At 69.4% G+C, this 21,420-nt stretch carries 24 protein-coding genes; 10 read left to right on the top strand and 14 right to left on the bottom strand.

Annotated elements, in window-relative coordinates; genetic code table 11:
• Positions 1-16: 16 nt before the first annotated feature.
• From L3Q65_RS38545 to L3Q65_RS38535, 3 genes are all read right to left on the bottom strand, one after another.
• Positions 17-316, bottom strand: a complete 300-nt coding sequence (locus L3Q65_RS38545) for a DUF2516 family protein (protein WP_182893900.1) — start codon at positions 314-316, stop codon at positions 17-19.
• Positions 317-1,060: 744 nt separating this feature from the next.
• Positions 1,061-1,744 carry a hypothetical protein gene (locus tag L3Q65_RS38540; protein ID WP_182893899.1) on the bottom strand — a complete coding sequence of 228 codons (684 nt, stop codon included), beginning with the start codon at positions 1,742-1,744 and terminating at the stop codon, positions 1,061-1,063.
• The gene (locus L3Q65_RS38535) at positions 1,741-2,139 is read right to left on the bottom strand and encodes a helix-turn-helix domain-containing protein (protein WP_043836265.1); all 399 of its coding nucleotides are present in this window, start codon (positions 2,137-2,139) and stop codon (positions 1,741-1,743) included. The genes L3Q65_RS38540 and L3Q65_RS38535 overlap by 4 nt, the downstream gene beginning before the upstream one ends.
• 140 nt (positions 2,140-2,279) lie before the next feature.
• Between L3Q65_RS38535 and tgmC the strand changes: the two genes are divergently transcribed.
• Positions 2,280-3,419 carry an ATP-grasp peptide maturase system methyltransferase gene (gene tgmC, locus L3Q65_RS38530; protein WP_237597880.1) on the top strand — a complete coding sequence of 380 codons (1,140 nt, stop codon included), beginning with the start codon at positions 2,280-2,282 and terminating at the stop codon, positions 3,417-3,419.
• Here the strand turns inward: tgmC and L3Q65_RS38525 are convergent, their stop codons facing one another.
• From L3Q65_RS38525 to L3Q65_RS38510, 4 genes are all read right to left on the bottom strand, one after another.
• Positions 3,420-3,659, bottom strand: a complete 240-nt coding sequence (locus L3Q65_RS38525) for a hypothetical protein (protein ID WP_237597879.1) — start codon at positions 3,657-3,659, stop codon at positions 3,420-3,422.
• Positions 3,660-3,813: 154 nt separating this feature from the next.
• Positions 3,814-4,455: an AAA family ATPase gene (locus tag L3Q65_RS38520; protein WP_237597878.1), complete on the bottom strand. Its 642-nt coding sequence runs from the start codon at positions 4,453-4,455 to the stop codon at positions 3,814-3,816.
• Position 4,456: 1 nt separating this feature from the next.
• The gene (locus L3Q65_RS38515) at positions 4,457-4,822 is read right to left on the bottom strand and encodes a zf-TFIIB domain-containing protein (protein ID WP_255751221.1); all 366 of its coding nucleotides are present in this window, start codon (positions 4,820-4,822) and stop codon (positions 4,457-4,459) included.
• A gap of 33 nt (positions 4,823-4,855) precedes the next feature.
• The gene (locus tag L3Q65_RS38510) at positions 4,856-5,224 is read right to left on the bottom strand and encodes a VOC family protein (RefSeq protein WP_237597877.1); all 369 of its coding nucleotides are present in this window, start codon (positions 5,222-5,224) and stop codon (positions 4,856-4,858) included.
• Between the two features lie 94 nt (positions 5,225-5,318).
• Between L3Q65_RS38510 and L3Q65_RS38505 the strand changes: the two genes are divergently transcribed.
• A complete protein-coding gene (locus L3Q65_RS38505) occupies positions 5,319-5,786 on the top strand; it encodes a CGNR zinc finger domain-containing protein (RefSeq protein ID WP_237597876.1) in 468 nt (155 codons plus the stop codon).
• Positions 5,787-6,575: 789 nt separating this feature from the next.
• Here the strand turns inward: L3Q65_RS38505 and L3Q65_RS38500 are convergent.
• A complete protein-coding gene (locus L3Q65_RS38500; protein WP_237597875.1) occupies positions 6,576-7,874 on the bottom strand; it encodes a DUF445 domain-containing protein in 1,299 nt (432 codons plus the stop codon).
• Positions 7,875-7,903: 29 nt separating this feature from the next.
• Here L3Q65_RS38500 and L3Q65_RS38495 point away from each other — a divergent pair, with 29 nt between their 5' ends.
• A complete protein-coding gene (locus L3Q65_RS38495) occupies positions 7,904-9,070 on the top strand; it encodes a pyridoxal phosphate-dependent aminotransferase (RefSeq protein WP_237597874.1) in 1,167 nt (388 codons plus the stop codon).
• Positions 9,071-9,512: 442 nt separating this feature from the next.
• Positions 9,513-11,000 carry a hypothetical protein gene (locus tag L3Q65_RS38490; protein WP_237597873.1) on the top strand — a complete coding sequence of 496 codons (1,488 nt, stop codon included), beginning with the start codon at positions 9,513-9,515 and terminating at the stop codon, positions 10,998-11,000.
• Between the two features lie 436 nt (positions 11,001-11,436).
• On the opposite strand, the gene L3Q65_RS38485 is transcribed toward L3Q65_RS38490, so the two are convergent.
• Positions 11,437-12,876 carry a PLP-dependent aminotransferase family protein gene (locus L3Q65_RS38485; protein WP_182893890.1) on the bottom strand — a complete coding sequence of 480 codons (1,440 nt, stop codon included), beginning with the start codon at positions 12,874-12,876 and terminating at the stop codon, positions 11,437-11,439.
• A 61-nt stretch (positions 12,877-12,937) separates the two neighbouring features.
• Here L3Q65_RS38485 and L3Q65_RS38480 point away from each other — a divergent pair, with 61 nt between their 5' ends.
• Positions 12,938-13,579 carry a YitT family protein gene (locus L3Q65_RS38480; protein WP_182893889.1) on the top strand — a complete coding sequence of 214 codons (642 nt, stop codon included), beginning with the start codon at positions 12,938-12,940 and terminating at the stop codon, positions 13,577-13,579.
• Here the strand turns inward: L3Q65_RS38480 and L3Q65_RS38475 are convergent.
• Complete coding sequence (locus L3Q65_RS38475) at positions 13,576-14,109, bottom strand: Clp protease N-terminal domain-containing protein (protein ID WP_237597872.1); 534 nt, start codon at positions 14,107-14,109, stop codon at positions 13,576-13,578. The two genes, L3Q65_RS38480 and L3Q65_RS38475, sit on opposite strands and share 4 nt — an antisense overlap.
• Positions 14,109-14,318, bottom strand: a complete 210-nt coding sequence (locus L3Q65_RS38470; protein ID WP_009071860.1) for a hypothetical protein — start codon at positions 14,316-14,318, stop codon at positions 14,109-14,111. Before L3Q65_RS38470 ends, L3Q65_RS38475 begins: the two co-directional genes overlap by 1 nt.
• A gap of 509 nt (positions 14,319-14,827) precedes the next feature.
• Between L3Q65_RS38470 and L3Q65_RS38465 the strand changes: the two genes are divergently transcribed.
• Positions 14,828-15,592, top strand: coding sequence for a protein phosphatase 2C domain-containing protein (locus L3Q65_RS38465; RefSeq protein WP_237597871.1), 765 nt, complete (start codon positions 14,828-14,830; stop codon positions 15,590-15,592).
• A gap of 59 nt (positions 15,593-15,651) precedes the next feature.
• Positions 15,652-16,335 carry a DUF998 domain-containing protein gene (locus L3Q65_RS38460; RefSeq protein WP_182893886.1) on the top strand — a complete coding sequence of 228 codons (684 nt, stop codon included), beginning with the start codon at positions 15,652-15,654 and terminating at the stop codon, positions 16,333-16,335.
• Here L3Q65_RS38460 and L3Q65_RS38455 read toward each other — a convergent pair.
• Both L3Q65_RS38455 and L3Q65_RS38450 read right to left on the bottom strand, forming a co-directional pair.
• On the bottom strand, positions 16,313-17,341 hold the full coding sequence (locus L3Q65_RS38455) for a D-cysteine desulfhydrase family protein (RefSeq protein WP_237597870.1): 1,029 nt from the start codon (positions 17,339-17,341) through the stop codon (positions 16,313-16,315). The genes L3Q65_RS38460 and L3Q65_RS38455 overlap by 23 nt on opposite strands.
• Positions 17,342-17,389: 48 nt before the next feature.
• On the bottom strand, positions 17,390-17,995 hold the full coding sequence (locus L3Q65_RS38450) for a DinB family protein (protein ID WP_182893884.1): 606 nt from the start codon (positions 17,993-17,995) through the stop codon (positions 17,390-17,392).
• A 90-nt stretch (positions 17,996-18,085) separates the two neighbouring features.
• Here L3Q65_RS38450 and L3Q65_RS38445 point away from each other — a divergent pair, with 90 nt between their 5' ends.
• Genes L3Q65_RS38445 through L3Q65_RS38435 form a run of 3 tightly spaced genes read left to right on the top strand, consistent with a single transcriptional unit; the run spans position 18,086 to position 20,860 of the window.
• Positions 18,086-19,462, top strand: coding sequence for an amidase (locus L3Q65_RS38445; protein WP_237597869.1), 1,377 nt, complete (start codon positions 18,086-18,088; stop codon positions 19,460-19,462).
• Positions 19,429-20,007 carry a TetR/AcrR family transcriptional regulator gene (locus tag L3Q65_RS38440; protein WP_067594867.1) on the top strand — a complete coding sequence of 193 codons (579 nt, stop codon included), beginning with the start codon at positions 19,429-19,431 and terminating at the stop codon, positions 20,005-20,007. The genes L3Q65_RS38445 and L3Q65_RS38440 overlap by 34 nt, the downstream gene beginning before the upstream one ends.
• The gene (locus L3Q65_RS38435) at positions 19,991-20,860 is read left to right on the top strand and encodes an oxygenase MpaB family protein (protein ID WP_237597868.1); all 870 of its coding nucleotides are present in this window, start codon (positions 19,991-19,993) and stop codon (positions 20,858-20,860) included. The genes L3Q65_RS38440 and L3Q65_RS38435 overlap by 17 nt, the downstream gene beginning before the upstream one ends.
• Here the strand turns inward: L3Q65_RS38435 and L3Q65_RS38430 are convergent.
• Positions 20,836-21,372, bottom strand: a complete 537-nt coding sequence (locus L3Q65_RS38430; RefSeq protein WP_182893882.1) for an ABATE domain-containing protein — start codon at positions 21,370-21,372, stop codon at positions 20,836-20,838. The two genes, L3Q65_RS38435 and L3Q65_RS38430, sit on opposite strands and share 25 nt — an antisense overlap.
• Between the last annotated feature and the right edge of the window lie 48 nt (positions 21,373-21,420).

The following is a 21,420-nucleotide window of genomic DNA, read 5'->3' as shown; positions in this document are numbered from 1 at the left end:
CCGCCCGCCGCTCCGGTCACCAGTTGCGGTGGCCCCGCTGAACCTCGATGAGCTTCGGCCGCACGTCGACGATGTAGACGAGCGCCGCCGCCATCGCGGGAACCCAGAAGATGAACCCGACGCCGTTCCCCTGAAGCGGGAACAGCACCAGCGCGATCGTGGCCCCGCCGGTGATCAGCATCCAGATCGGCTTGGTCTTGCGATCGGCCGCCGAGTACGCGTCGGCTCGCTGGAGCAGCGCGTGAACGAAGGCGAAGAGCCCGACCAAGGCGCTGCCCCAGTGGATGACCCAGAGGATCCAATCGGCAACCAGCACGCAGCCAGCTTACGGCAAACCGCCCAGGCCGCCCGCTCCCCCGAAACCCGGCACGGCGCTGTGACTGCTGGTCAGGCTCGGGTTGGCCGGGTTTGGCCGCAGTGCGCCGCAGGGAGCGAGCTTGGGGTGACAACGGTCACTCCGGCTCGGCTGCCTCGGCTCAGGCCGGACCCAGGCTGCTGCCGTGAGCCTAGGTCGGACCCAGCTCGTCGCCCGTGAATCTCGGTCCGGCCCAGCTCGCCGCTGGGAGCCTAACGAAGCTCGCCCGAGTTAGGTTCGACCCAACATCGACTTCGCCGCGACACCCGCCGCCGCACACGACGGCCGGACCAACCGGCTCTCCGAACCGCTCACGGGAGCGGCGGCACCGTCCCCTGACTCAGCGGCACGCCGCCCAGTCCGCTATGCAGCAGCCCGGCACCACCGCCCCCGACACGGCAGACACCGCCCCGCCGAAACGCCCCAATCACAGCCGCACCCCGCACTCCCCCGGCACCGCCCGCCATGCAGCACGGCGGCACGACCCCCAGCACAGCGAGACCGCCGCCAACCCCATGACCCGGCAGCACCCCGAAACATCCCCAACACAGCACACGGCGGCCGGGCCCATTTCTCGGCCCGGCCGCCGTGCGACCCCTCGATCTTCAATTCTCGCCCTCGGCGACCCGGCGCAAACCGTTCCGCCCCAACGGTTCCAGGTGCCTAAGCACCCGAACCGCAGTCACCGCGACAGCGACTCCGCCGTCACTTCTCCGTCTTCGGCGCGGCCGGCTTCTTCGCGTTCGCCGTCGTGCTGGTCGTCGTGCGACGGGCCGGGGTGGCGGTCTTCGGCGCGGTGCGGTTCGCGGCCTTGCGGGCCACCGAACGGGTCTCGTGCGCGACGTTCTCGCCGATTTCCTCAACCGCGTCCGCGGTCTCGCCTGCCACCTCGGTCACCTTGCGGGCGGCCTTCTCACCAGCGGAACGGGTGCGCTTGGTGACCTTCGCCAGCACGCCGTCGACGCGCTCGCGGGTCTCCTCGGTCAGGCCGTCGACGCGCTCCTGCGCGGCGGTCAGCGCGTCGTCCAGCTGCTCAAGGGCCTTCTTGACCTGCGGCTGCGCGGCGATCTTGTCCCACGCCTGCTCGCCGGACTCGGCCAGCTTGTTGTACAGCTTCAGCGCGGCCTCGGTGTACTCGTCGATGGCCTTGCGCAGTTCGGCCGGGTCGAGCTTCTCGCGGAGGCTCTCGACGTCGGTCGGCAGCTCCTCGAGGCCCTTGCGGGCGGCCTCAGTGTTCTTGGTGACGTTGGCGCGGGCCTTGGCGACCGCGTCGGTCACGGCCTGGCTGGCCAGGTTGCCCGCGCCGAGCGCGGCGAGCAGCGGGGTGCGGACCTGGTCGAGCGCAGTGTTGACAGCCTTGCGGACGTCCTCGGTCTTGGGCGTGGTCATGCCGACTCCTCAGTGGTCTCTTGGGTGGTCTTCGGTGCGGTGGTGCTCGCGGCGGCGTTTTCGCGCCGGAAGGACTCGTAGACGTCGAGCAGGACCTGCTTCTGCCGTTCGGTCAGCTCGGCGTCGGCGCGGATCGCGTCGCCGACCGGGCCGCCGGTCGGCAGGTCGAGAATCCCGGCCTGCACGTACAACGCTTCGGCCGAGATCCGCAGCCCTTTGGCGATCTGCTGGAGGATCTCCGCGCTGGGTTTGCGGACCCCGCGCTCGATCTGGCTCAGGTACGGATTGGACACTCCGGCGAGTTTCGACAGCTGGCGCAGCGAAATCTTCGCGGAACTGCGCTGCTGGCGGATGTACTCGCCGATGTCGGAGGCGATGTCCGCGACCTTGTCCATGGGGCGCTGTGCTCCGCCGGGTTCTGTCATCCGGTCACCTCCTCGCGACCTACTCGACAGTACGCTCGCGTGCTAGCTATTGCAAGCACCCTGCTTGCAACCATCGGGTGTGGTTCCGCTCACCCCGTTACCCTGGGCTTATGCGGGCACAACGGTTGCGTCGACGCCTGGTCCGGCACCTCGTCGAAGAGGACGTGCTGCACGACGAGGCCTGGATCGACGCCTTCGCGACCGTCCCCCGGCACGCGTTCCTGCCGCGCTTTTTCGTGCCATCGGGCAACGGCTGGGCGGCGGTCGACCGCGGCGATCCGGACTGGCTGGACCGCGTCTATTCGCGCGACGTCCTGGTCACCCAGCTCGACGACGACCCGTCGCTCTGGGACCGCGCCCGCGCCCGCGGTCCGGTCCCCGGAGTGCCGACCAGTTCGTCCAGCATGCCCGCGATCATGGCGATCATGCTGGAAGAACTCCTGGTCCGCGACGGTGATCGAGTACTGGAGATCGGCACCGGAACCGGCTACAACGCGGGTTTGCTGTGCCACCGCTGCGGTTCCGGCCAAGTGTCCACAGTGGATATCGATCCGGCCATCGCGGCCGCCGCGCAGGAACGCCTCGCCTCCTGCGGCTACGCCCCCGCGTGCGCTACCGGCGACGGCGCACTCGGCTTCCCGGCCGGAGTGCTCTTCGACCGGGTCCTGTGCACCGCATCGGTCTCCCGCATTCCCCTTGCCTGGCTTGATCAAACACTCCCTGGCGGGCACATCGTCACCACCCTCAACCGCCCGCTCGGCGGCGGGCTCGTCCGCCTCACCGCAGGCGAAGGCGCGACCGCAGAGGGCCAGGTCCTGGCCCGCGACGGCCGCTTCATGCCCCTGCGCGCGCATCGCCTGCCACCACTCGCCGACGTGCCGCCCGCTACTGATGCGCAATGGCGGTCAACGGAACTGTCGATGACAGATGTGCTTAAACCACAACGACATTTCGAGTTCTTCGCGTCGCTGGAGCTACCGGAGGTGCGCCCCGTGCACGTCGACCCGAGCGGTGCCTTCGCACTGTCTCATCCGGACGGTTCCTGGGCCCGCACCCGTCGCACGGAATCCGGTTTCGAGGTAGCGCAAGGAGGTCCGCGCGCGTTGTGGGATCTCGCCGAGGACGCGCACCGTCGCTGGGAATCGCTCGGACGTCCCAGCCGGTCGCGCTTCGGTCTCACGGTCACCAGCGACGAACAGACTTTCTGGTTGGACGATCCACAATCCGAGAATCGCTGGCCAGGTGCCTGATCAACCCGCCAGTTCGCGAAGCAGCCCCTCCAGATCACGCTCGCCTGCCCGCGTTTGCCCACCCCGCGCCAATCCACCGCGAATCAGCGCCTCCGCCGCGGGACGCGCGAATTGTCCCGCCCAAGCGTCGTGTTCCCGCTGAAATCCCGTGGCCAGAGCATCCGGAACGACAGCCCGTTTCGCCGCGGCGATCACTCCTTCCGGCAACGCGGCGATGTCGCGCGCCAGCCGATCGACCACTTCTTCGAGTTCGTCAGCAGATCGTGCGGCGAGTGCTGCCGACGTCTCCTGTCGGAGTCGAGTATTCCCTTACCCCGCTTGGCGAATCACTGCGGCATTACGACGAACGGCTCCGCGCGGAAGAATCGTGAAGGTTCGCTGGGTCGAACCCAGCTCACACACCGATTCCTAGGTCCGACCCAATTCTGGTCCGAACCCACTTCTCTACCGCGGTCACGACATCGTCGAGCGGAGCCTCCGTCGTGTCGATGGACTCGACCTGCCCACGTATCCACAGGTTGAACTCGAGCATCTCCTCGATCCGCGGCTCGTCCCATTCCCGCCACGCCGGCCGGGCGCGCAATCGCCGCCGGAGGGTCTCGTTGTCCGCGACCAGCGCCAGGTAGTGCACCCCCGAGAAGAAAACGCGCTCTGGCAACGGTTCCAGCTCCTGCGGCGCGACCGTCCCGCACAGCACGGCCGGCCGTCCGTTCTGGTGCAACATCGCCGCCATCCGCAGCCAAGCCCCGCGGAACGCCGGATTCCCCGGGACGTCGTCGCGCAACGCGCCGGTCCACAGCACGTCCTGCTCCAGCACAACGGCCTCTCCTGCCAACCGCTGCGCCAGCTTCGGCCCGACCGTCGATTTGCCGCCCGCGCTCGGCCCGGTCAACGCGAACAACGGCAGCCGCCGAAACGGCCACCGGTGTCCGCACTCCGCGCACCACAAGAGGTTCCCGTCGGCCTGTGGACAACTCGCACGGTCGCCACAGGCCGGACAAATCCGCAGGTCGAGCGCTACCGGATCGGTGGACAACTCAGTCGAAGAGGTTCTCGAGGAAGCTGCGCTTGCGGCGTCCGCCGTACGGCCGCGGCGAATCCCCGTAGCCACCGCGGTACGGCCGCGGCGAGTCCGCGTGCCCGCCTCGGTACGGGCGCGGCGAGTCCGAATGCCCTCCCCGATACGGGCGCGGCGAATCCGAGTACCCGCCTTGGTAAGGGCGCGGCGAATCTGGCCGGCCGTACGGCGGTGGCTGCTGCCGGTAGAAAGCGCTCTCCGCACCGGCGATCTGCTCCAGCTCGCCGCGGTCGAGGAAGATCCCGCGGCAGCCGTCGCACTGCTCGATGTGGACGCCGTTCTTGTCGACCGTGCGCATCATGTTCTGACACTTCGGACAAATCACCCCGCCGACCCTACGCGGATTCGGCGCGCCGTGTCAGCAGGCGCAGAGGCAGAACGGGTGGCCGGCCGGATCGGCGTACACGCGGAAGGTCTCCGGCGAATCGTCGAGCAACTTCGCGCCCAGCCCGAGAATGCGCTGGTGAGCGGCCTCGAGATCGGGGACGTCAAGGTCGAGATGCGCCTGCTGCGGCGTGTCCTGCGACGGCCATTCGGGCGCGCGGTAACCCGCCACCCGCTGGAATTCGAGCCGGACGCCGCCGCGCGGGTCGACGAGCGTGGCCCAGTGGTTGTCCGGAGCGATCTCGGGTTCGCCCCACTCAAGAAGGGAGCGATAGAAGCCGGCGAGTGCCCCAGGGTCCGGACAGTCGAACGCAACGCCGCCGAAAGTCGGAATCGCACCCATGTTTTGCCCATCCTCTCCTCGTCGCGTAACCAGTAAAGCGAGTATGTCGGTTAGGGAGGCAGGTCGCAACCAATATCGCCCGTACACTGGGGAGGTGCACACCGACGCTTCCCTGGTGGTCGCCTTTCTCAACACCGTCGACATCGAACGGGGCGACGACCTGCTGGACGATCCGGAGCTCTGGCGGCAGTGGGCCGCGGACCACGACGTGTCACCGAACGATCCCGCCGAAGCCCGCGCCGTACGGGACAGCCTGCGCGCCGCCGTCGGCGATCCGCGGCTGCCCGCGACCACGCTGGACGTCCCGCTCCGCTTCGCCCTCACCGAATCCGGCCCGACGCTGCTCGCCCCGGACGCCGTCACGGCGACCCTCGCCGCGGCGACCCGCCTCGCCATCCGGGGCGACTGGGTCCGCTTGAAGATCTGCCCCGCCGACGACTGCCTGTGGGCCTTCTTCGACGAATCCCGCAACCGCTCCCGCACCTGGTGCTCGATGCGCGTCTGCGGAAACCGCGAAAAAGCCCGCTCCTGGCGCGCCCGCACAGCGGCTGTGCACAACTGACCCCCTGTGGACAACTTGTCCACACACACCACATGTGCACGTGCAGATGCCCCGGATACCCACAAGTTGTGGACAGCGATTAGGCCATCACCGTGAATTCCTGTGGATAACCCCGGGGATAACTCAGCTTCCTGTGGACAACTGGTTTGAGCACCCCGCGGCTGTGGTATAGGACGGCGCGCATACGGCCGACCACCCGCCGCAGCCGGTCGATGCCGGGGAAACCACGGTCGGCGCGGCGGCAGAGGCGCCGGGATACCAGCGCGTTCGAGCCGCGTCCTGCGGTAGTCGCGGTCAAGGTTCGGCGGTGGTCACGGGCCAGCAACCGGGCCCGGCCCTACTGGAGAATTCCGCTTAACCACAACGAAATCCCGACTCGGCTGCCAGTCCGGGTCCGGTGGCCATTCCGAACCGCGCCGACCGGACCAGCACAGCCGGCCCCGGCGACCACGCCATTCCGAACCGCGCCAACTGGGCCAGTTCAGCCAGCCGCGCCATCCCGAGTCGCACCGGCTGGACCAGCTCAGCCAATGGCCGAGCGACAACAAGCCGCCCGGAACCTCACCGGCCGGGCCAACGCTGCCAACCGGCGACTACTTAATCCCGAGCCCCGACAGCCAGCGCACCCAAGCACGAGTGGCATGCGCCATCCCGAACCGCCGCCGGTCGGGCCAGCTCAACCAACCACCAACGGCAACCACCGGCCGCAATCAGGCGAATCCCCGCCCCGGACGACCTTCGCAACCCCGGCCGCCCTCACACACCCGGCCCCGCGACAGGCCAAACCCCTCAGAACAGCAACTGCGCCACCGCGTAAATCACCAGCCCAGCCAGCGCACCCACCACGGTCCCGTTGATCCGGATGAACTGCAGATCCCGCCCGACCTGCAGTTCGATCTTCCGCGACGTCTCCTCGGCGTCCCATCGCTCCACCGTGTCCGTGATGATCGTGGTGATCTCGCGGGAGTAGTGGGTCACCAGGTAGACCGCCGCGCCCTCGACCCAGCCGTCTACCTTCGAGGTCATCGACGGGTCGTCCACCAGGCGTTTGCCAAGCGATTCCAGTCCGCCGCGGACGCGTTGGCGCAGTTCGCTCGACGGGTCCTCCGCGGCGTTCAGCAGCATCTCCTTGGCCGTCGCCCACGCGCTGCCGATCAGCTTCTGCACTTCGCCGTGGTTCACGATCTGGCCCTTGACCTGCTCGGCCCGCTCCATGGTCTTCGGATCGGTCTGCAGGTCTTGCGCGAACTCGCCGAGGAACTTGTCCAGCGCCAGGCGCATCGGGTGGTTGACGTCGGTCTTGACCGCCCACGCGAACGTCAGGACCTCGCCGTACACCTTGTCCGCCAGCATTTCGTCGACGAACTTCGGCGACCAGCTCGGCGCGCGGTCCGAGACCACGCGCAGCATCGTCTGGTGGTTGTCCCGGACCCACTCGTAAGCCCGGTCGCACATCAGATCCACCAGCTTGTGGTGCGCGCCGTCCTCGAAAACGCCCGCCAGGATCTTGCCGAGCGGCGGGCCCCACGGCTTGTCGATCACGCGCTTGACCACGGCCTGCTCCATGATCGCCTGCACGTCCTCGTCGCGAAGCACCGTGACCGCGCCGCGTACGACGGTCGCCAGCTCCGACGTCACGCGCTCCGCGTTGTCGCGCTGCGAGAGCCAGGCGCCGAGCCTGCTCGCGACCTCGACGCGGCGGAGCTTGTCGCGGATGACGTCCGGCGACAGGAAGTTCGACCCGACGAACTCGCCGAGGCTGTTGCCGAGCGCGTCCTTCTTGTTCGGGATGATCGCGGTGTGCGGGATCCGCAGCCCGAGCGGATGCCGGAACAGCGCCGTCACCGCGAACCAGTCCGCGAGCGCGCCGACCATGCCCGCCTCGGCCGCGGCGCGCACGTAGCCGACCCAGCCCGCCCAGCCCGCCGACTCCGCCCAGCTCGTCAGCAGGAACACGATCGTCGCGCCGAGCAGGAAGGACAGCGCGACCAGCTTCATCTTGCGCAGGCCGCGCCGTTTCGCCTCTTCGCCGGCGGTGCCGCCGGGCGGATCCGCGGGCGTGACCTTGGCAGGGGTGAGTTGCTCCACCCCGCCATTGTCCGTGAGGATGCGTTCTCGTGCGTGAACCAGCTCTCGTCCCCCGCCTCCGCCCGTTCACCTCGACGGTCTTCGCGGAGATGACCGCGCTCGCCGTCCGGCACGACGCGGTCAACCTCGGCCAGGGCTTCCCGGACACCGACGGGCCCGCCGGAATGCTCGAAACGGCGAAGAATTCGCTGTTCGGCGGCGACAACCAATACCCGCCGGGACCGGGCCGTCCGGAGCTGCGCGCCGCGATCGGCAGGCACCGCCAGCGGTATGGAGCCAGCTACGACCCGGACACGGAGATCCTGGTCACCGCGGGTGCGACCGAGGCCATCGCGGCGTCGCTGATCGCGCTGACCGAGGCCGGCGACGAGGTGATCGTGGTCGAGCCGTACTACGACTCGTACGCCGCCGCGGTCGCGATGGCGGGCGCGCGGCGACGCGTCATCGGGCTGGTCGAAACCGAGAACGGACAGCTCGAACTCGACCTCGACGCCCTCCGCGACGCGATCAACCCGAAAACCCGCGCGGTGCTGCTGAATTCGCCGCACAACCCCACGGGCACGGTGTTTTCGCGCGGGCAGCTGGAGGAAGTCGCGCGGCTGTGCGTCGAGCACGACCTCATCGCGGTCACCGACGAGGTCTACGAACACCTCGTCTTCGACGGTGCCGAGCACCTGCCGCTCGCGTCGTTCCCCGGGATGCGCGAGCGGACCGTCGCGATTTCGAGCGCGGGCAAAACCTTCAACTGCACCGGCTGGAAGATCGGCTGGATCTGCTCGACGCCGGAGCTGGTGGCCGCGGTGAAGGCGGCGAAGCAGTTCATCACGTTCGTCTCCGGCGGACCGCTGCAGCCGGCCGTCGCGTACGCGCTCGACAACGAGCTTGAGTGGGTCGAAAACCTGCGCGTGAGCCTGCAAGAGAAGCGAGATCGGCTTTCCGCCGGTCTCGCCGATGCGGGATTCGCAGTTCGGCCGAGCGCGGGGACGTACTTCGTGACGGCTGACGTTCGTCCGCTCGGTTTCGAGGACGCCGCCGAGCTCGCTTGGACGTTGCCGGAACGCGCCGGAGTCGCCGCGGTACCCGTCAAGGTGTTCACGGATCACCCGGACGAGTGGAAACATTTGCTGAGGTTCGCGTTCTGCAAGCGCAACGAGGTGATCGACGAAGCTGTCGAACGCCTGCGGAAACTCGTCTGACGACTGCCGTCCGATCCCGGTTTGTCCCTGCGGGAATGGAGATACCGAGAGTGTCGCGGTGGCCGAAACATCGGGTCAACGCCCGAATTCGCGCCGCGGACGGGCCGCCCGGATGGCCGCATCTGCCCCGGTTGAAGCGACGCAGGGTGATCGACTAGGGCGGATCGGACACCAGAGCCGGTGCGGACGTTCCGCCTTACGGGGTGGATCGAGCGCGGGAGAGATGAAACACTCGCGTCCGGTGCTAGAAAGAGGGCAGCCCCGGGGGACCTGCGACCTGGCCGGAAGACAGCCCCAGCAAGATCAGTCTCGTGCGGTGGCACGAGCTTCAGGCGCGGACGGTGGTGGTGGCGTGACCGGCATGGCGAATCCGCGCGGCCTCGCACATCCCGTGACGTCCGGCTCCAGTCCACTCGGGACCGCGGGTTCCGCGCTACTCGGAATGGCCGACCGCGCCGCGAACCGCGCCGAGCGGAACTCCTCTTTCGCGCGCGCGGGCGCGCGCCGGCGGCCGCGCGCCTGGGCGGCTCCAATCGCCCGGCCGGCCGCCCGGATCGCCGTCGCGGGCGGGCTCACCCTGGCCGGATGGCTGCTCGGGGCCGCGTTGTCGCAGGCGAACGCGGCGACGGACGACCACGCCGACCGCCCCGCCGCTTCGGCGCACGACACCGACCCGGAGCACCGATACGCCGGAACGGCCACGTCCGGCACCCTCACCTGGGCCATGCCCGGAGCGGCGACCAGCGCGAAGCGCGCCGCGCTCCACCGGTTCCAGGTCTCCGCCGACGACTACCGGCCGGACGTGAGCTTCCGTCCGGCCACGGTGCCCGGAAACGACCCGGGCCACCACACCAGCATCGCGGTGACGCGGCCCGCGACCAAGATCACCAAGCCCGCCAAGGCAAAAGTCCCGGGCAAGGCGAAGCACCACGCACCGGCGAGCGACCCCGCGCCCGCAGCGACCACGCAGCCTGGCCTGGTCGGCAGCACGGGCGGCGAGCCCGGTCAAAGTTCGCCCAGCAGCACCAATCCCGAATCCCAGCCCGGCCTGCTCAGCGGCACGAGCAACGCACCCAGCCAGGGCTCGCCCAACAGCAATCCCGAACGCGAGCCTGGACTGCTCAGCAGCGTCGGCAACGCGCCCAGCCAGGATTCGCCCAACAGCACCAATCCCGAGCCCCAGCCCGGTTTGCTCAGCAGCATCAGCAGCGCACCCAGCCAGGATTCGTCCGACGCCACCACTCCCAGCAGCGAGCCTCGCCAAGGTCTCCTCGGCGGTCTTCTCGGCGGTTCCGGCCGCGATTCCGGCCCGGGCCTCCTGGGCGGGCTCCTCGGCAGCCCCGAATCCGGCCAGCCAGGGCTCCTCGACGGCATCCTCGGAACCGTTGACGACACCGTCGGCACGACCCTGCACACCACAGTCACCTCGGTCGACACGGTGATCGACACCGCGCCGGTCCGGGTCGTCGAGCCGCCGGTCCACCCGGTCGAACCCGCACCGGTCGCCAGCGGCTCGGTCAGCGCATCCGTCCCGGCGACCAAGCTGGCGAAAGAGCCTGAAGCGCCGGTTGTCGTGAAGGTCGGCAAGCAGGCGCCCGTCGCACACGCCGCCGCGCCTGCCCGCGTCCTCACCGCGCAGCCCGCCGCCAAGCAGGAGACCCTGCCCGCGTCGCCGGTCGAGGAACGCAGCCAGGCCGGAGGCGGCAGCAGCGGTGGCGGCGAAGGCCTTCCCGCGGCTCCAGCCGCTCCTGCCGCGCCCGCGTCGACTGTCTCACCGGGACACGACGGGCACGGCGGTCTGCGCCAGCTGTTCGCGCTGTCCGGCGACGGCGACACCGTCACTCAGCTCAAGCTCATCGGCGTCAGCCGCGACCACGAGGTCGACGGCGCCGGCAGGGACGCCGCCCTGCCGACCACCTCCCCGGACTGACCGCTCGACCGGTTACCCGGGGAGAGCTCCGTCCACTCAAGATCAACTTCTTGATCGCGCGCGCCCGTTCGCTGCGCCGGGCTCACCCCTTCGCACTAGTGCCACTTCGATCCAGGGGCTGAACCATGACCGCACTTCCCGACCGGCCGACCGCGCCCGGCCGGATCGGGTCCTGGTCCCGGCGCCGCGCTGCCCCCGCGGCGCCGGGACCCACCACGGGCGTGCTCCGGAGGCTTTCGCTCACCGCGCCGAGCGAAAGCCTGCGCCAACCGAAGCTCGCCTGAACCGAGGGCGCTTCCCGGCACTTCGAGGGGCTGTGCCGGGAAGCGCCTCGGACGATCGGCCGGTGCGCCGGACAGGTGACCGCCACCCTCCCTGGAGTGGCTGGATCCCATCCGGTGCACCGGCTGTTCACTTTTTCCGAGAGAAAACCGCGCTAGGTCACCGAAATCCGTTCCGCCGGCACGTCCGCGCAGCCGCGCACCGAGGCCGCCGCCGCGCTTACGCGCCGCACCGCTTCCGGCAACTGCTCGCGCGGCAGCCCGAACGGCAGCCGCAGCCAGCGTTCCAACCCGCCGTGCACCCCGAACCGCGACCCCGGCGCGATTTGCACCCCGTGGTTCGCCGCCGACACCGCCAGCCGGGTGCTCATCGGTTCCGGCAGCCGGCACCACAGCGACAGTCCGCCGGACGGCACCTGGAATGTCCACTCTGGACAGTACTTGCGCAGTGCCGCGACCGTGATGTCCCGCTGCTCCCGGAATTCCGCCCGGCGCCGGGCGAGCACCTGGTAGCCCTCCGGTTCGAGCAGCGCCGCCAGCACGAGCTGGTCGAACACCGGCGCGCCGAGGTCGACCGCGAACCGCGACGACTGCAGCCGGTCCAGCAGATCGGTCGACGCCCGGATCCAGCCCAGCCGCAACCCGCCCCACTGCGATTTCGCCGCCGATCCGACGCTCAGCACCAGATCCCCGCCGAACGCGGCCAGCGGCGGCGGACCGTCCACCGGATCGCCCTCGTAGTCCAGTTCCACCAACGATTCGTCGACCACCACCGGCGTCCGCGACCGGGCGAGCAGTCCGCCGAGCCGTTCCCTGCCCGCCGCGTCGAGGCGCAAGCCGGTCGGATTCTGGAAGTCCACCACGAGGTACCCGAACCGCGGCGCGGCCTGGCGCAGCGCGGCCTCGATCCCCGGCAAGTCCCAGCCGTGCACCGGGTCGAGCGCGACCGGCACCGGCAACGCATGCGTCGCGCGGACGGCGTCGATGGCGTTCGGATACGTCGGCTGCTCAAGCAGGACCCGGTCGCCGGGCCCGCTCAGCATCCGCAGGCAGAGCACGAACGCGGAGTACGCGCCGGAGGTCACCAGCACCTGGTCCGGCGACGTCGGCAGGCCACGCGCGGTGTAGCGCTCGGCGATCCGCTCGCGCAGCCGAGGAAGTCCGCCGGTGAGGTAGCCGTTTCCGCTGACGTACTCGACCAGATCACGCCGTGCGGTGTCGAACGCGGCCATCAGCCCAGGCACAGCGGGCGGCGCGGCCCGCGCGAGGTCGAGGAGGTCGTCGCGAACCGCCTCGGCCTCGTCGCGGTTGCCCACGCCAGCCACCCACGACCCGGCTCCGCGACGGCTGGCGACGAGACCGTCCGCGCGGAGCCGGTCGAGCGCCGCCCCGATCAGCGTGCGGCTGACGCCGAGCGCGTCGGCGAGTTCGCGCTCGGCGGGCAGCCGGGTGCCGATCGGCAACTGCCCGTCGAGCACGTGCAACTCGACCGCCGCGGCGAGGTCGGTCGCACCCTGCCGGGAGCCACGCTGCCGCCATTCGCCTAGCAATATGGCCAATCGCCGTCCCGAGATGCGGCCGCCCAGAGGTTCCATAAGGCCAATTATCGCGCATTGGCCATGGCATACCAGGCCAGTTGGCGCCAATAGTGGAGAAGTGGCAGTTACCGACCTCAGTCCCCTCAGCCTTCGCCGAGCCCCTGCGCGCCGGGGCGTCCAGTTGCTCGCCGGCCTCGCGCTCTACGGCGCGAGCATGGCCATGCTCACCCGCGCCCGCCTCGGCCTCGACCCGTGGGACGTGCTGAACGACGGCCTGACCAAGATCACCGGGCTGACATTCGGCACGATCAGCGCCGTCGTGGCGGTGTTCGTCCTGCTGCTGTGGATCCCGCTGCGGCAGCGCCCCGGCATCGGCACCGTCGCGAACATCGCGGTGATCGCAGTGGCGGTCGACGCCGTGCGCGCCGTGCTACCCGACCAGCACGTGCTCGTGTGGCAGATCCTGATGCTGGTGGGCGGCGTAGTCCTGAACGCCGTCGCGACCGCGGTGTACGTCGGCACCCGCCTCGGCCCCGGCCCCCGCGACGGCCTGATGACCGGCCTGCACGCCCGGACCGGCTGGTCCGTCCGCCTGGTCCGGACCGGCATCGAGGTACTCGTCCTGGCCGCGGGCTGGCTGCTCGGCGGCGCGGTCGGCGTCGGAACCGTGCTGTACGCCCTCAGCATCGGCCCGCTGACCCAGGCCCTGCTCCCCCTGGTCACTTGGCGCACCCGGGCGTACGAGCAAGAACAGCATTAGCGCTTGCCGACGGCCTGCCGGACCGCCGGATAGTCGATCCCGCGCGCCGCGAGGAAATCAGCGACCGGACCGCGCTGCTTCACGAGCGCGAGCAGCAAATGCTCCTGTCCCAGGTGTTTGTCGCCAAGCTCATGCGCCTCCCGCACGCTTGCCTGCAACGCGTTCTTCGCGTCCTCGGTGAACGGCAAGTGATTCCGCCGCGTGGGCCGGCTCGCCTGAGCAAGCGCGCCCGGCCCATGCGTCTGCTCGATCCGTTCGACAATCTGATCAACATCGATGCCGAACTCGGTGAGCGCTTCGGCATCGGCGTCGCTGATCCCGCCGCGTCGGCGCACCCGGGCAAGCTCAGCGAAGACGTCCTCGCGCGACACCCCGAGGTTCCGCAGCAACCGCACGGCCTCGCCGTTCTCGATCCGCGCCAGCCCAGCGAAAACCGCCTGCGCGGAAATCTCGCGAGCCCCCGCCTCATGCGCCGCGGCCTGCGCCTCGACCACCGCTCTCCGGGCGTCATGGGTGAACTTCTCGAACATCAATGCCTCCCGTACTTCTTGTGGACGGCCTGCCGGCTGACCCCCAACTCGGCCGCGATGTCCTGCCAAGACCAGCCGTGCATCCGCGCACTGCGCACCTGCACCGCCTCCAACTGCTCAAGCAACCGCCTCAGCGCCGCCACCGCCCGAAGCCCCACCCGGGGATCCCGGTCACCGGCGCGAGCGGCCAAATCCGTCGCTTCCGTCATGATGTCAATCTAGGTTGACATGCCGCCCCTGTCAACCCGAGTTGACACCCCCGTCCTCGAGTGGCCCCTTCACTGCTTTCGCGTGCGCGAGGGCCACCCTTCCCTCAGGATTCCCCTCACGCCCTCCTCCGCCCACTGCCGGGATGCCCCCCCAATGCCACATTGGGTGCGTCCCACGCACCCAACGCCACATTGGGTGCGTCCCACGCACCCAACGCCACATTGGGTGCGTCACATGCACCCAACGCCACATTGGGGCGCTAGCCCCCACTCCCGCGAAACCGCAGCCGACGCACCCAACCAGCGAGGCACCCAGCCCTTCCCCCAACCCCGATACGAAGCCTCCCTGCGGGCGGCGGGTGCTTGTCAAGGCATCTTTCCCGCCTTGACAAGCACCCTCAGGCCGTCAGCACAATCAAACTTCGGGGTGCCCCACGCAACCCAAGACGGCCGATGTCGCCGCCAGGCGACGAGCCCCCGCCCAACACAACCCGAGCTACAGTCACCAAGTGCCCGAGATCTCGACCGCCGAGCGAGCCGGAGTCGGTTCCGACGGCCACCCCCGCCCTACCGAAGACCACATCGCCCTCCTGGACCAAGCCATCCTGGTCCTCGACGGAGCCACCTCCCCGAGCCCGGACCTTCCCCCGGGCGGCTGGTACGCCCACCTCCTCCGCGACCAACTGGCCCAAGAACTACGCACAGCCCCCCACCAAGACCTCAGCGACGCCCTGGCGACCGCGATCACCGCAGTAGCCAAAAACAACGCCCTAACGCCAGGAAACTCCCCCTCCAGCACCGTCTCCATCCTCCGCTGGAGCGACCAGGAAATCGAAGCACTGGTCCTGGCCGACAGCCCCATCGTCGCTTTTGGACACTTCGGCGCCGACGTAGTGTCCGATGACCGCCTGATCTCCCTGCGCAACAACGGCCTCCTGCAAACCGGCAAGGACGTCCGCCGCCGGCGCAACGCCGAAGACGGCTTCTGGGTAGCCGAAGCCGACCCCTCCGCGGCCCGCAAAGCAGTCCGCCGCAGCTGGCCCCGCAAGGACGTCGACGCCGTCCTCATCGCTACCGACGGCGTCGCGATCGGAGTCGACGAGTACGGCATCTTCACCTGGCCGGAAGTCCTGCAGCTAGCCAAAAACAAAGGCCCCGAAGCAGTACTGGACGCAGTGCGCGCCGCGGAGAACGACGACCCGCACGCCGTCCGCTGGCCGCGCGCCAAACGGCACGACGACCAGGTGCTCGTCCTCGCCGACTTCGCGGGGTAGGGGCTGAATCAGGGGTTTTCCCTGATCACGAAACGCCGCGGAGCGGCCAATCTGGCTACATGGGGTACTCACGAGGCGTCCGGGGATGGCGCCTGACCGCGCTCGCTGCGATCGCCTGGGGGCTGTTCACGATCACGGTGCTGCACATCATCAGCTCGCACGACCCGATCTACGACACGCTTTCGAGCTACACGATCACCGACCGCGGGGAGGGCATGCTCGGGGCGAGCGTGCTGTCGGTGGCCGTCGGATCGCTCGCGGTGCTCGGCGCGCTGATCGCCGGCGGCGTGCCGATGACGTTCAGCACCAAGGCTTTGCTCATGCTGTGGGCGCTCGGGTTGGCGGTCGCCGCGGTTTTTCCGGCCAGTTACCCGCAAAGCCCGAATCCGCTCAGCGGCGACATCCACCTGTACTCGTGCCTGATCGCGTTCGCGAGCCTGCCCGGCGCGGCGATCACGATGCTGGAACCGTTGCGCGGCACGGCGGAGCGCGTGTTCGTGGTGCGCTGGCTGAAGTTCGGGCTCGCCGCGGTCGGGCTGTTCGCGGTGAGTTTCCTGTTCGTCCGCCTCGACGAAGCCGGGGTGCAGCCCTTCCACGTGCTCACTGAGGTGCTGCCGGTGGGCGCGACGCAGCGGCTCACGCTGATCGCGAATGTCGCCCTGTTGCTGGTCCTGCTCCGGATCGCGGTGCGGACCGAAACCGCTCGTGCCGCGGTGCTCGTTACTTCCGCGCCTCGGCCATGAATTCGGGCGCGTAACCGAACAATCCGGGCAGCCCGCCGGTGTGCAGGAACACGACGGTCTCCTCGGGCGAATACCGGCCCGCCGCCGCCCATTCCACCAGGGCGGCGGCGGCTTTTCCGGTGTAGACTGGGTCGAGCACCACGCCTTCCGTGCGGCCGAACAACCGGATCGCTTCCCAGGTCCCCGACGCCGGGATGCCGTAGCCCTCGCCGATCGTCGTGTCGTTGAGCCACACGTGCTCCAGCTTCGGTGGGTCGATCCCAAGCAACTCCGCGGCCCCGACGGTGAGCTGGGACAAGTTGTCCACAGCCTCGTTCAGCGGGTGGCTGACGCAGGCGATGTCCAGGTCGAGCGAACCGAGCGACTCCGTACCGAGTGCCAGTCCGGCCGCCGTTGCCCCGCTGGCGTGCGGGCCGACGATCCGGGCCTGGTCCAGGCCCAGCTCCACCAGCTGGACAGCCAGCTCGCGAGTGGCATCCACATAGCCAAGAACGCCGAGCGGGTCGGACCCACCGACTGGGACCGTCCTAACGCTCCGGCCCTCGTCCGCTGCTTCGGCGAGCAGCCGTTCGTACGTCGCGGCTGCTTCCGCGTCGGACGCGCAGATGTGCACCCGCGCGCCGAAGAGCAGGTCGAGCGGGACGTTGCCGGACCGCTCGTACGCGTCGCCGGAGCGCGGCACCTCAGCGATCAGCACCAGTTCGCAGCGCAAGCCAAGCCGGGCGCACGCCGCGGCGGTCTGCCGGCCGTGGTTGGTCTGCAGCGCACCGAAGGTGATCACCGTGTCGACGCCGTCGGCGAGCGCCGCGCCGAGGTGGAAGTCGAGTTTGCGCAGCTTGTTGCCGCCGACGCCGAGCGGATGGACGTCGTCGCGCTTGAGCAGCAGCCGGGGGATGCCGAGCGCTTCGCCGAGCCGCGGAGCCGGGACCAGCGGCGTCGGTCCGTGGTGGAGACCGGCGCGCGGAAAGGCGTCGAAGGCGGGGAACCGGGCGAAGTCGAACGTCATCGATCCTCCGTGCGCTGGCCGGGCTGGTGACGTGCAGTTTAGGTGGCTTTATCCAGCCGTGGCCGGGTCCGCGGCCTTGGCTGCCCGTTCGATTTCGGCTCGCCGGGCCTGCCAGAACGCCGCGTCCCGACCGATTTTGGCCATGGCATCCGCGTCCATCTCGACCGTGCCGTCCAGCTGCTCGCGCAGGATGTCGGCGTGCCCGGCGTGCCGGCTGGTCTCGGTCAGCAGGTGGACGAGGACGTTGAACAACAGCACGTCCGGCCGCGGCCACCACGGCACGTGGCCGGGCGAGTCGATGGCGAGAGCGGCGATGGTCGCGTCGGAGTGTTCGCAGACGCGCTGGTAGCGGCTGGTGATCTCCTCGCGGCTTTCGTACTCGGTCGCCCACAGGTCGCGGCCGCGCTGTTCGAGGTCGTCCCACCGCGGAACCGGCTCGGGACACGGACGTCCGAAAACCTCGCCGAAGTACCGGGCCTCGGCGACCGCCAGGTGCTTGACCAGGCCGAGCAGGTTGGTTCCGGTCGAGGTCAGCGGGCGGCGAATCGCGTACTCGGACAATCCGTCGAGTTTGCGGAGCATCGTCTGCCGGACCTCTTTCAGGTCGCTGTGCAGGTACTCCTTCGCGAAGTCATCGATCACGACTACGAGCATGCCCGAACTTCGCGGCCGAGGTCAGGGGTGCTTTCCCGGCTCGCGCCATGCTACGTTCGTTCGAGCGAACGAGAGGACGGGGAGCCGCTGATGCCTTCCGCGACGACAGAGTTCACGACCCTTGCTGCCCAGGCCGCCGCGCTCGAAGCAGGCGAAATCACGGCCGTGGAGCTGACCGAACTCGCGCTCAAGCGGGCGCACGCGAGCCAGCCCGTGCTCAACGCGTTCCGCGTGCTGCGCGACGAAGCCGCGCTCGCCGAGGCCGCCGACGCTGATCAGCGCCGCGCCGACGGTGATCGCGCGCCATTGCTCGGGGTGCCAGTCGCGATCAAGGACGACGTGGACATCGTCGGCCTGCCCACCGCGTTCGGCTGCCCCGGCGAGTTCCCGGCGGCGACGGAGGACGCGCCCGCGGTCGCGAAGCTCAAGCAGGCCGGCGCGGTCATCATCGGCAAAACCAACACGCCTGAGCTGGGCCAATGGCCGTTCACCGAGGGAACCGCCTTCGGCGCGACGCGCAACCCGTGGCAGCCCGGGCACACGCCGGGCGGGTCGTCCGGCGGATCCGCCGCGGCGGTGGCGGCCGGGATCGTGGCCGCCGCGCTCGGGTCGGACGGCGCGGGTTCGGTGCGCATCCCGGCTGCGTGGACCGGGCTGGTGGGCATCAAAACCCAGCGCGGCCGGATCCCGACCGGCAGCGAACTCTTCCACGGCCTCACCGTGCTCGGCCCGCTCGCCCGGACTGTCGCCGACGCGGCGACCCTGCTCGACGTCACCGCGGGCGCCGGCACCTCGTTCCAGGCCGCCGCCCAACGCGAACCAGGACGGCTGCGGATCGGCCTTTCCACCCGGATTCCCTTCACCGCCACCAAAACCAGGCTCGACCCAGTCGTCGAGTCGGCGGTGCGGGAAACCGCCGAGACGCTCGCCGGGCTGGGGCATGAAATCGTTCCGGTCGAACCTGGATACGGCCTGATCGGCCTCACCTTCCTGCCCCGCTCGCTCACCGGCGTGCGGGATTGGGCCCGGCGCGTGCCGGAGCCGTCCGCGCTCGATCCGCGCACTCGCAGCAACGCCCAGCAAGGCGGCCTGCTCGCCGGGCCCGCGCTGAAACTCGCCCGCGCGCTCGAACCCGTGCTGCGCCGCCGGATCGGCGGGATGTTCGGCGACATCGACGTCCTGCTCACGCCGACCACTGCCACCCCGCCGCCCCCGATCGGTTCCTTCGACGGGCTTTCCGGCTGGCAGACCGACCAGTCGATGATCGCCGCGTGCCCGTACGCTTGGCCGTGGAACGTGCTGGGCTGGCCCGGGGTGAACGTGCCCGCCGGGCTGACCGCGGACGGGTTGCCGCTCGGCGCCCAGCTGCTCGGCCCGTCGCATTCCGAGGAGCGGCTGATTTCCGTTGCCGCGCAACTGGAAGAGGAGCTGCGATGGCCGGACCGACGTCCCGAGCCGGGGTGGTGACCACTCGCGACGCGATCCTTCGCGCGACCCTGAAAGTGGTCGGCGAACAGGGCGTCGGCGGGCTCACCAACCGGCGCATCGTCGCCGCGGCCGGGGTTTCGCTCGGCACACTGACTTATCACTTCCCGAGCCAGACCGAACTGCTGCGCGAGGCGATGCTGCTGTTCGCCGAGGAGGAAACGGCGAAACTGGCGGGGATCGTCGAGGCGTACCGGGAACAGGGCTTGAGCCTCGAACAAGCGGCGACCGTCGTGGAGCACGTGATCAAGCAGCTGCCGTTCGGCACGGACGAACTCGCGCCGCACGAGCTGTACCTGCAAGCCGCGCGCGACCCCGGATTGCACGAAGCGTCCGCGAAATGCTTTGCCGCGTATGACGAATTGGCCATCACGATCCTCACCGCACTCGGCCTGCCGGATCCGGAACGGGTGGCCGGTCCGGTGGTCGCGCTGATCGCCGGGCTGCAGTTGCGTCGGCTCGCGACTGGCACGGACGTTCCGGCCGCCGAACCGTTGATGATGCTGTTGCATGGTGCGCGAGGCTGACGTGGCCCCGCCGGTCGTCCGCGGTACCGCGGCTTGGCGCTATTTCGGCGACTTCCGCGACGCGCTGCTCGCGGGACAAGTGCTCGTACTGCAGGTCGCGCATCCGATCGTCGCGGCCGGGGTGCGGGATCATTCGGACTACCGCGAAGACCCGTGGACCCGGTTGATGCGCACCGTCGCTTCGCTGTCGATTTACGTTTACGGCGGGACAAAGGGCGCTCAAGTCGAGGCCGAACGGTTGCGGAACCTGCACCGCTCATTCACCGGCACCGCCGATGGCCGTCGATACAGCGCGCTCGATCCCGGCGCGTACGCGTGGGTGCACGCGACGCTGGTAATGGCTCCCGTTGACGCACAACGGTTCTTCGGCCGCCCACTGTCTGCTTCGGAGCTTGACGAGTACTACGCGCAGATGTGCGGCATCGGCCGGATCCTCGGTGTGCGCGAGCGCGATCTGCCGCCGACCTGGCCGGATTTCGAGCGGTACTACCGGGAGACGATCGCCGGGTTCGGTCCGAACGAGACGATCAGCACGCTGTTCGAGACCATCGACACGGTGCGGAAACCGTTCTCCCGCATGTCCGATCGGCGGTGGTCGAGACTCCAAAAAGGATACTCAAGCGCACAGATGTTCCTGATCCGCGCGACACTGCCACCAGAGCTGCGCGCCCGACTCGGTCTGCAATGGACGGAGGAGGACGCACGCGAGTTTTCCCGCTTCTGCCGCGTGACCAGAATTCTCGGCACCTTGGTACCGCCGCCGCTGCGGACCGTCCTCATGAGATCGGTCGGCAAGCTGAACGTGTGGCTGCGCGCGCACCCGTGGGCTTACCGGTTCTTCGTCCGCTCGTAATGCGCTCGGGCCTTCGCCCGGTTCCCGCAGCGGGACATCGAGCACCACTGGCGCGTCCGGCGAGGCGATGTGTCGACAAACCGCAGGCCACAGTCGTCTGCCGAGCAGATGCGGATGTCTTCTACCCCGGTAGCGAGGTCGACGGCGTCAGCGGCCAGCACGGCGAACGCCGTCGCTACCGGGTCCGCCGGAGGGGGCACTTCCCGCCGCAGCACACCGTCCTTCACCAGCAGCCGGTCCGGTGCCGGGGCGGCCGCGAGCGCGTCGTTGACCAGCCGGACGTCGGCGGCCAGCGGTTTGTCGGTCAGCAGCCGGTTCACCGCCTCGCGCAGGCCCTTCGCAGCAGCCAACTGGGCAGCGGTCACCCGTAAGCGGCCGAATCCGGCCAGGTCAAGCCATTCCGCCAGTGCGTCCGGACCCGTCAGCAGCTCGATGCCCTCGGGGAGATGCCGGGAGCGCAGCGTGTTCACCAGGTGCAGACACGGCCGTCCAGCGTCGAACACCCAATCCATGCCACTCATTCTAACCATTGAAACCGGTGAGAACGCGCGCTACCGTCT

It is taken from the genome of Amycolatopsis sp. FU40 (assembly GCF_021903635.1).
Classification (GTDB): Bacteria; Actinomycetota; Actinomycetes; order Mycobacteriales; family Pseudonocardiaceae; genus Amycolatopsis; species Amycolatopsis dendrobii.
Note: the sequence above shows the minus strand (reverse complement) of the source record. Positions and strands in the feature narration are given on the sequence as shown.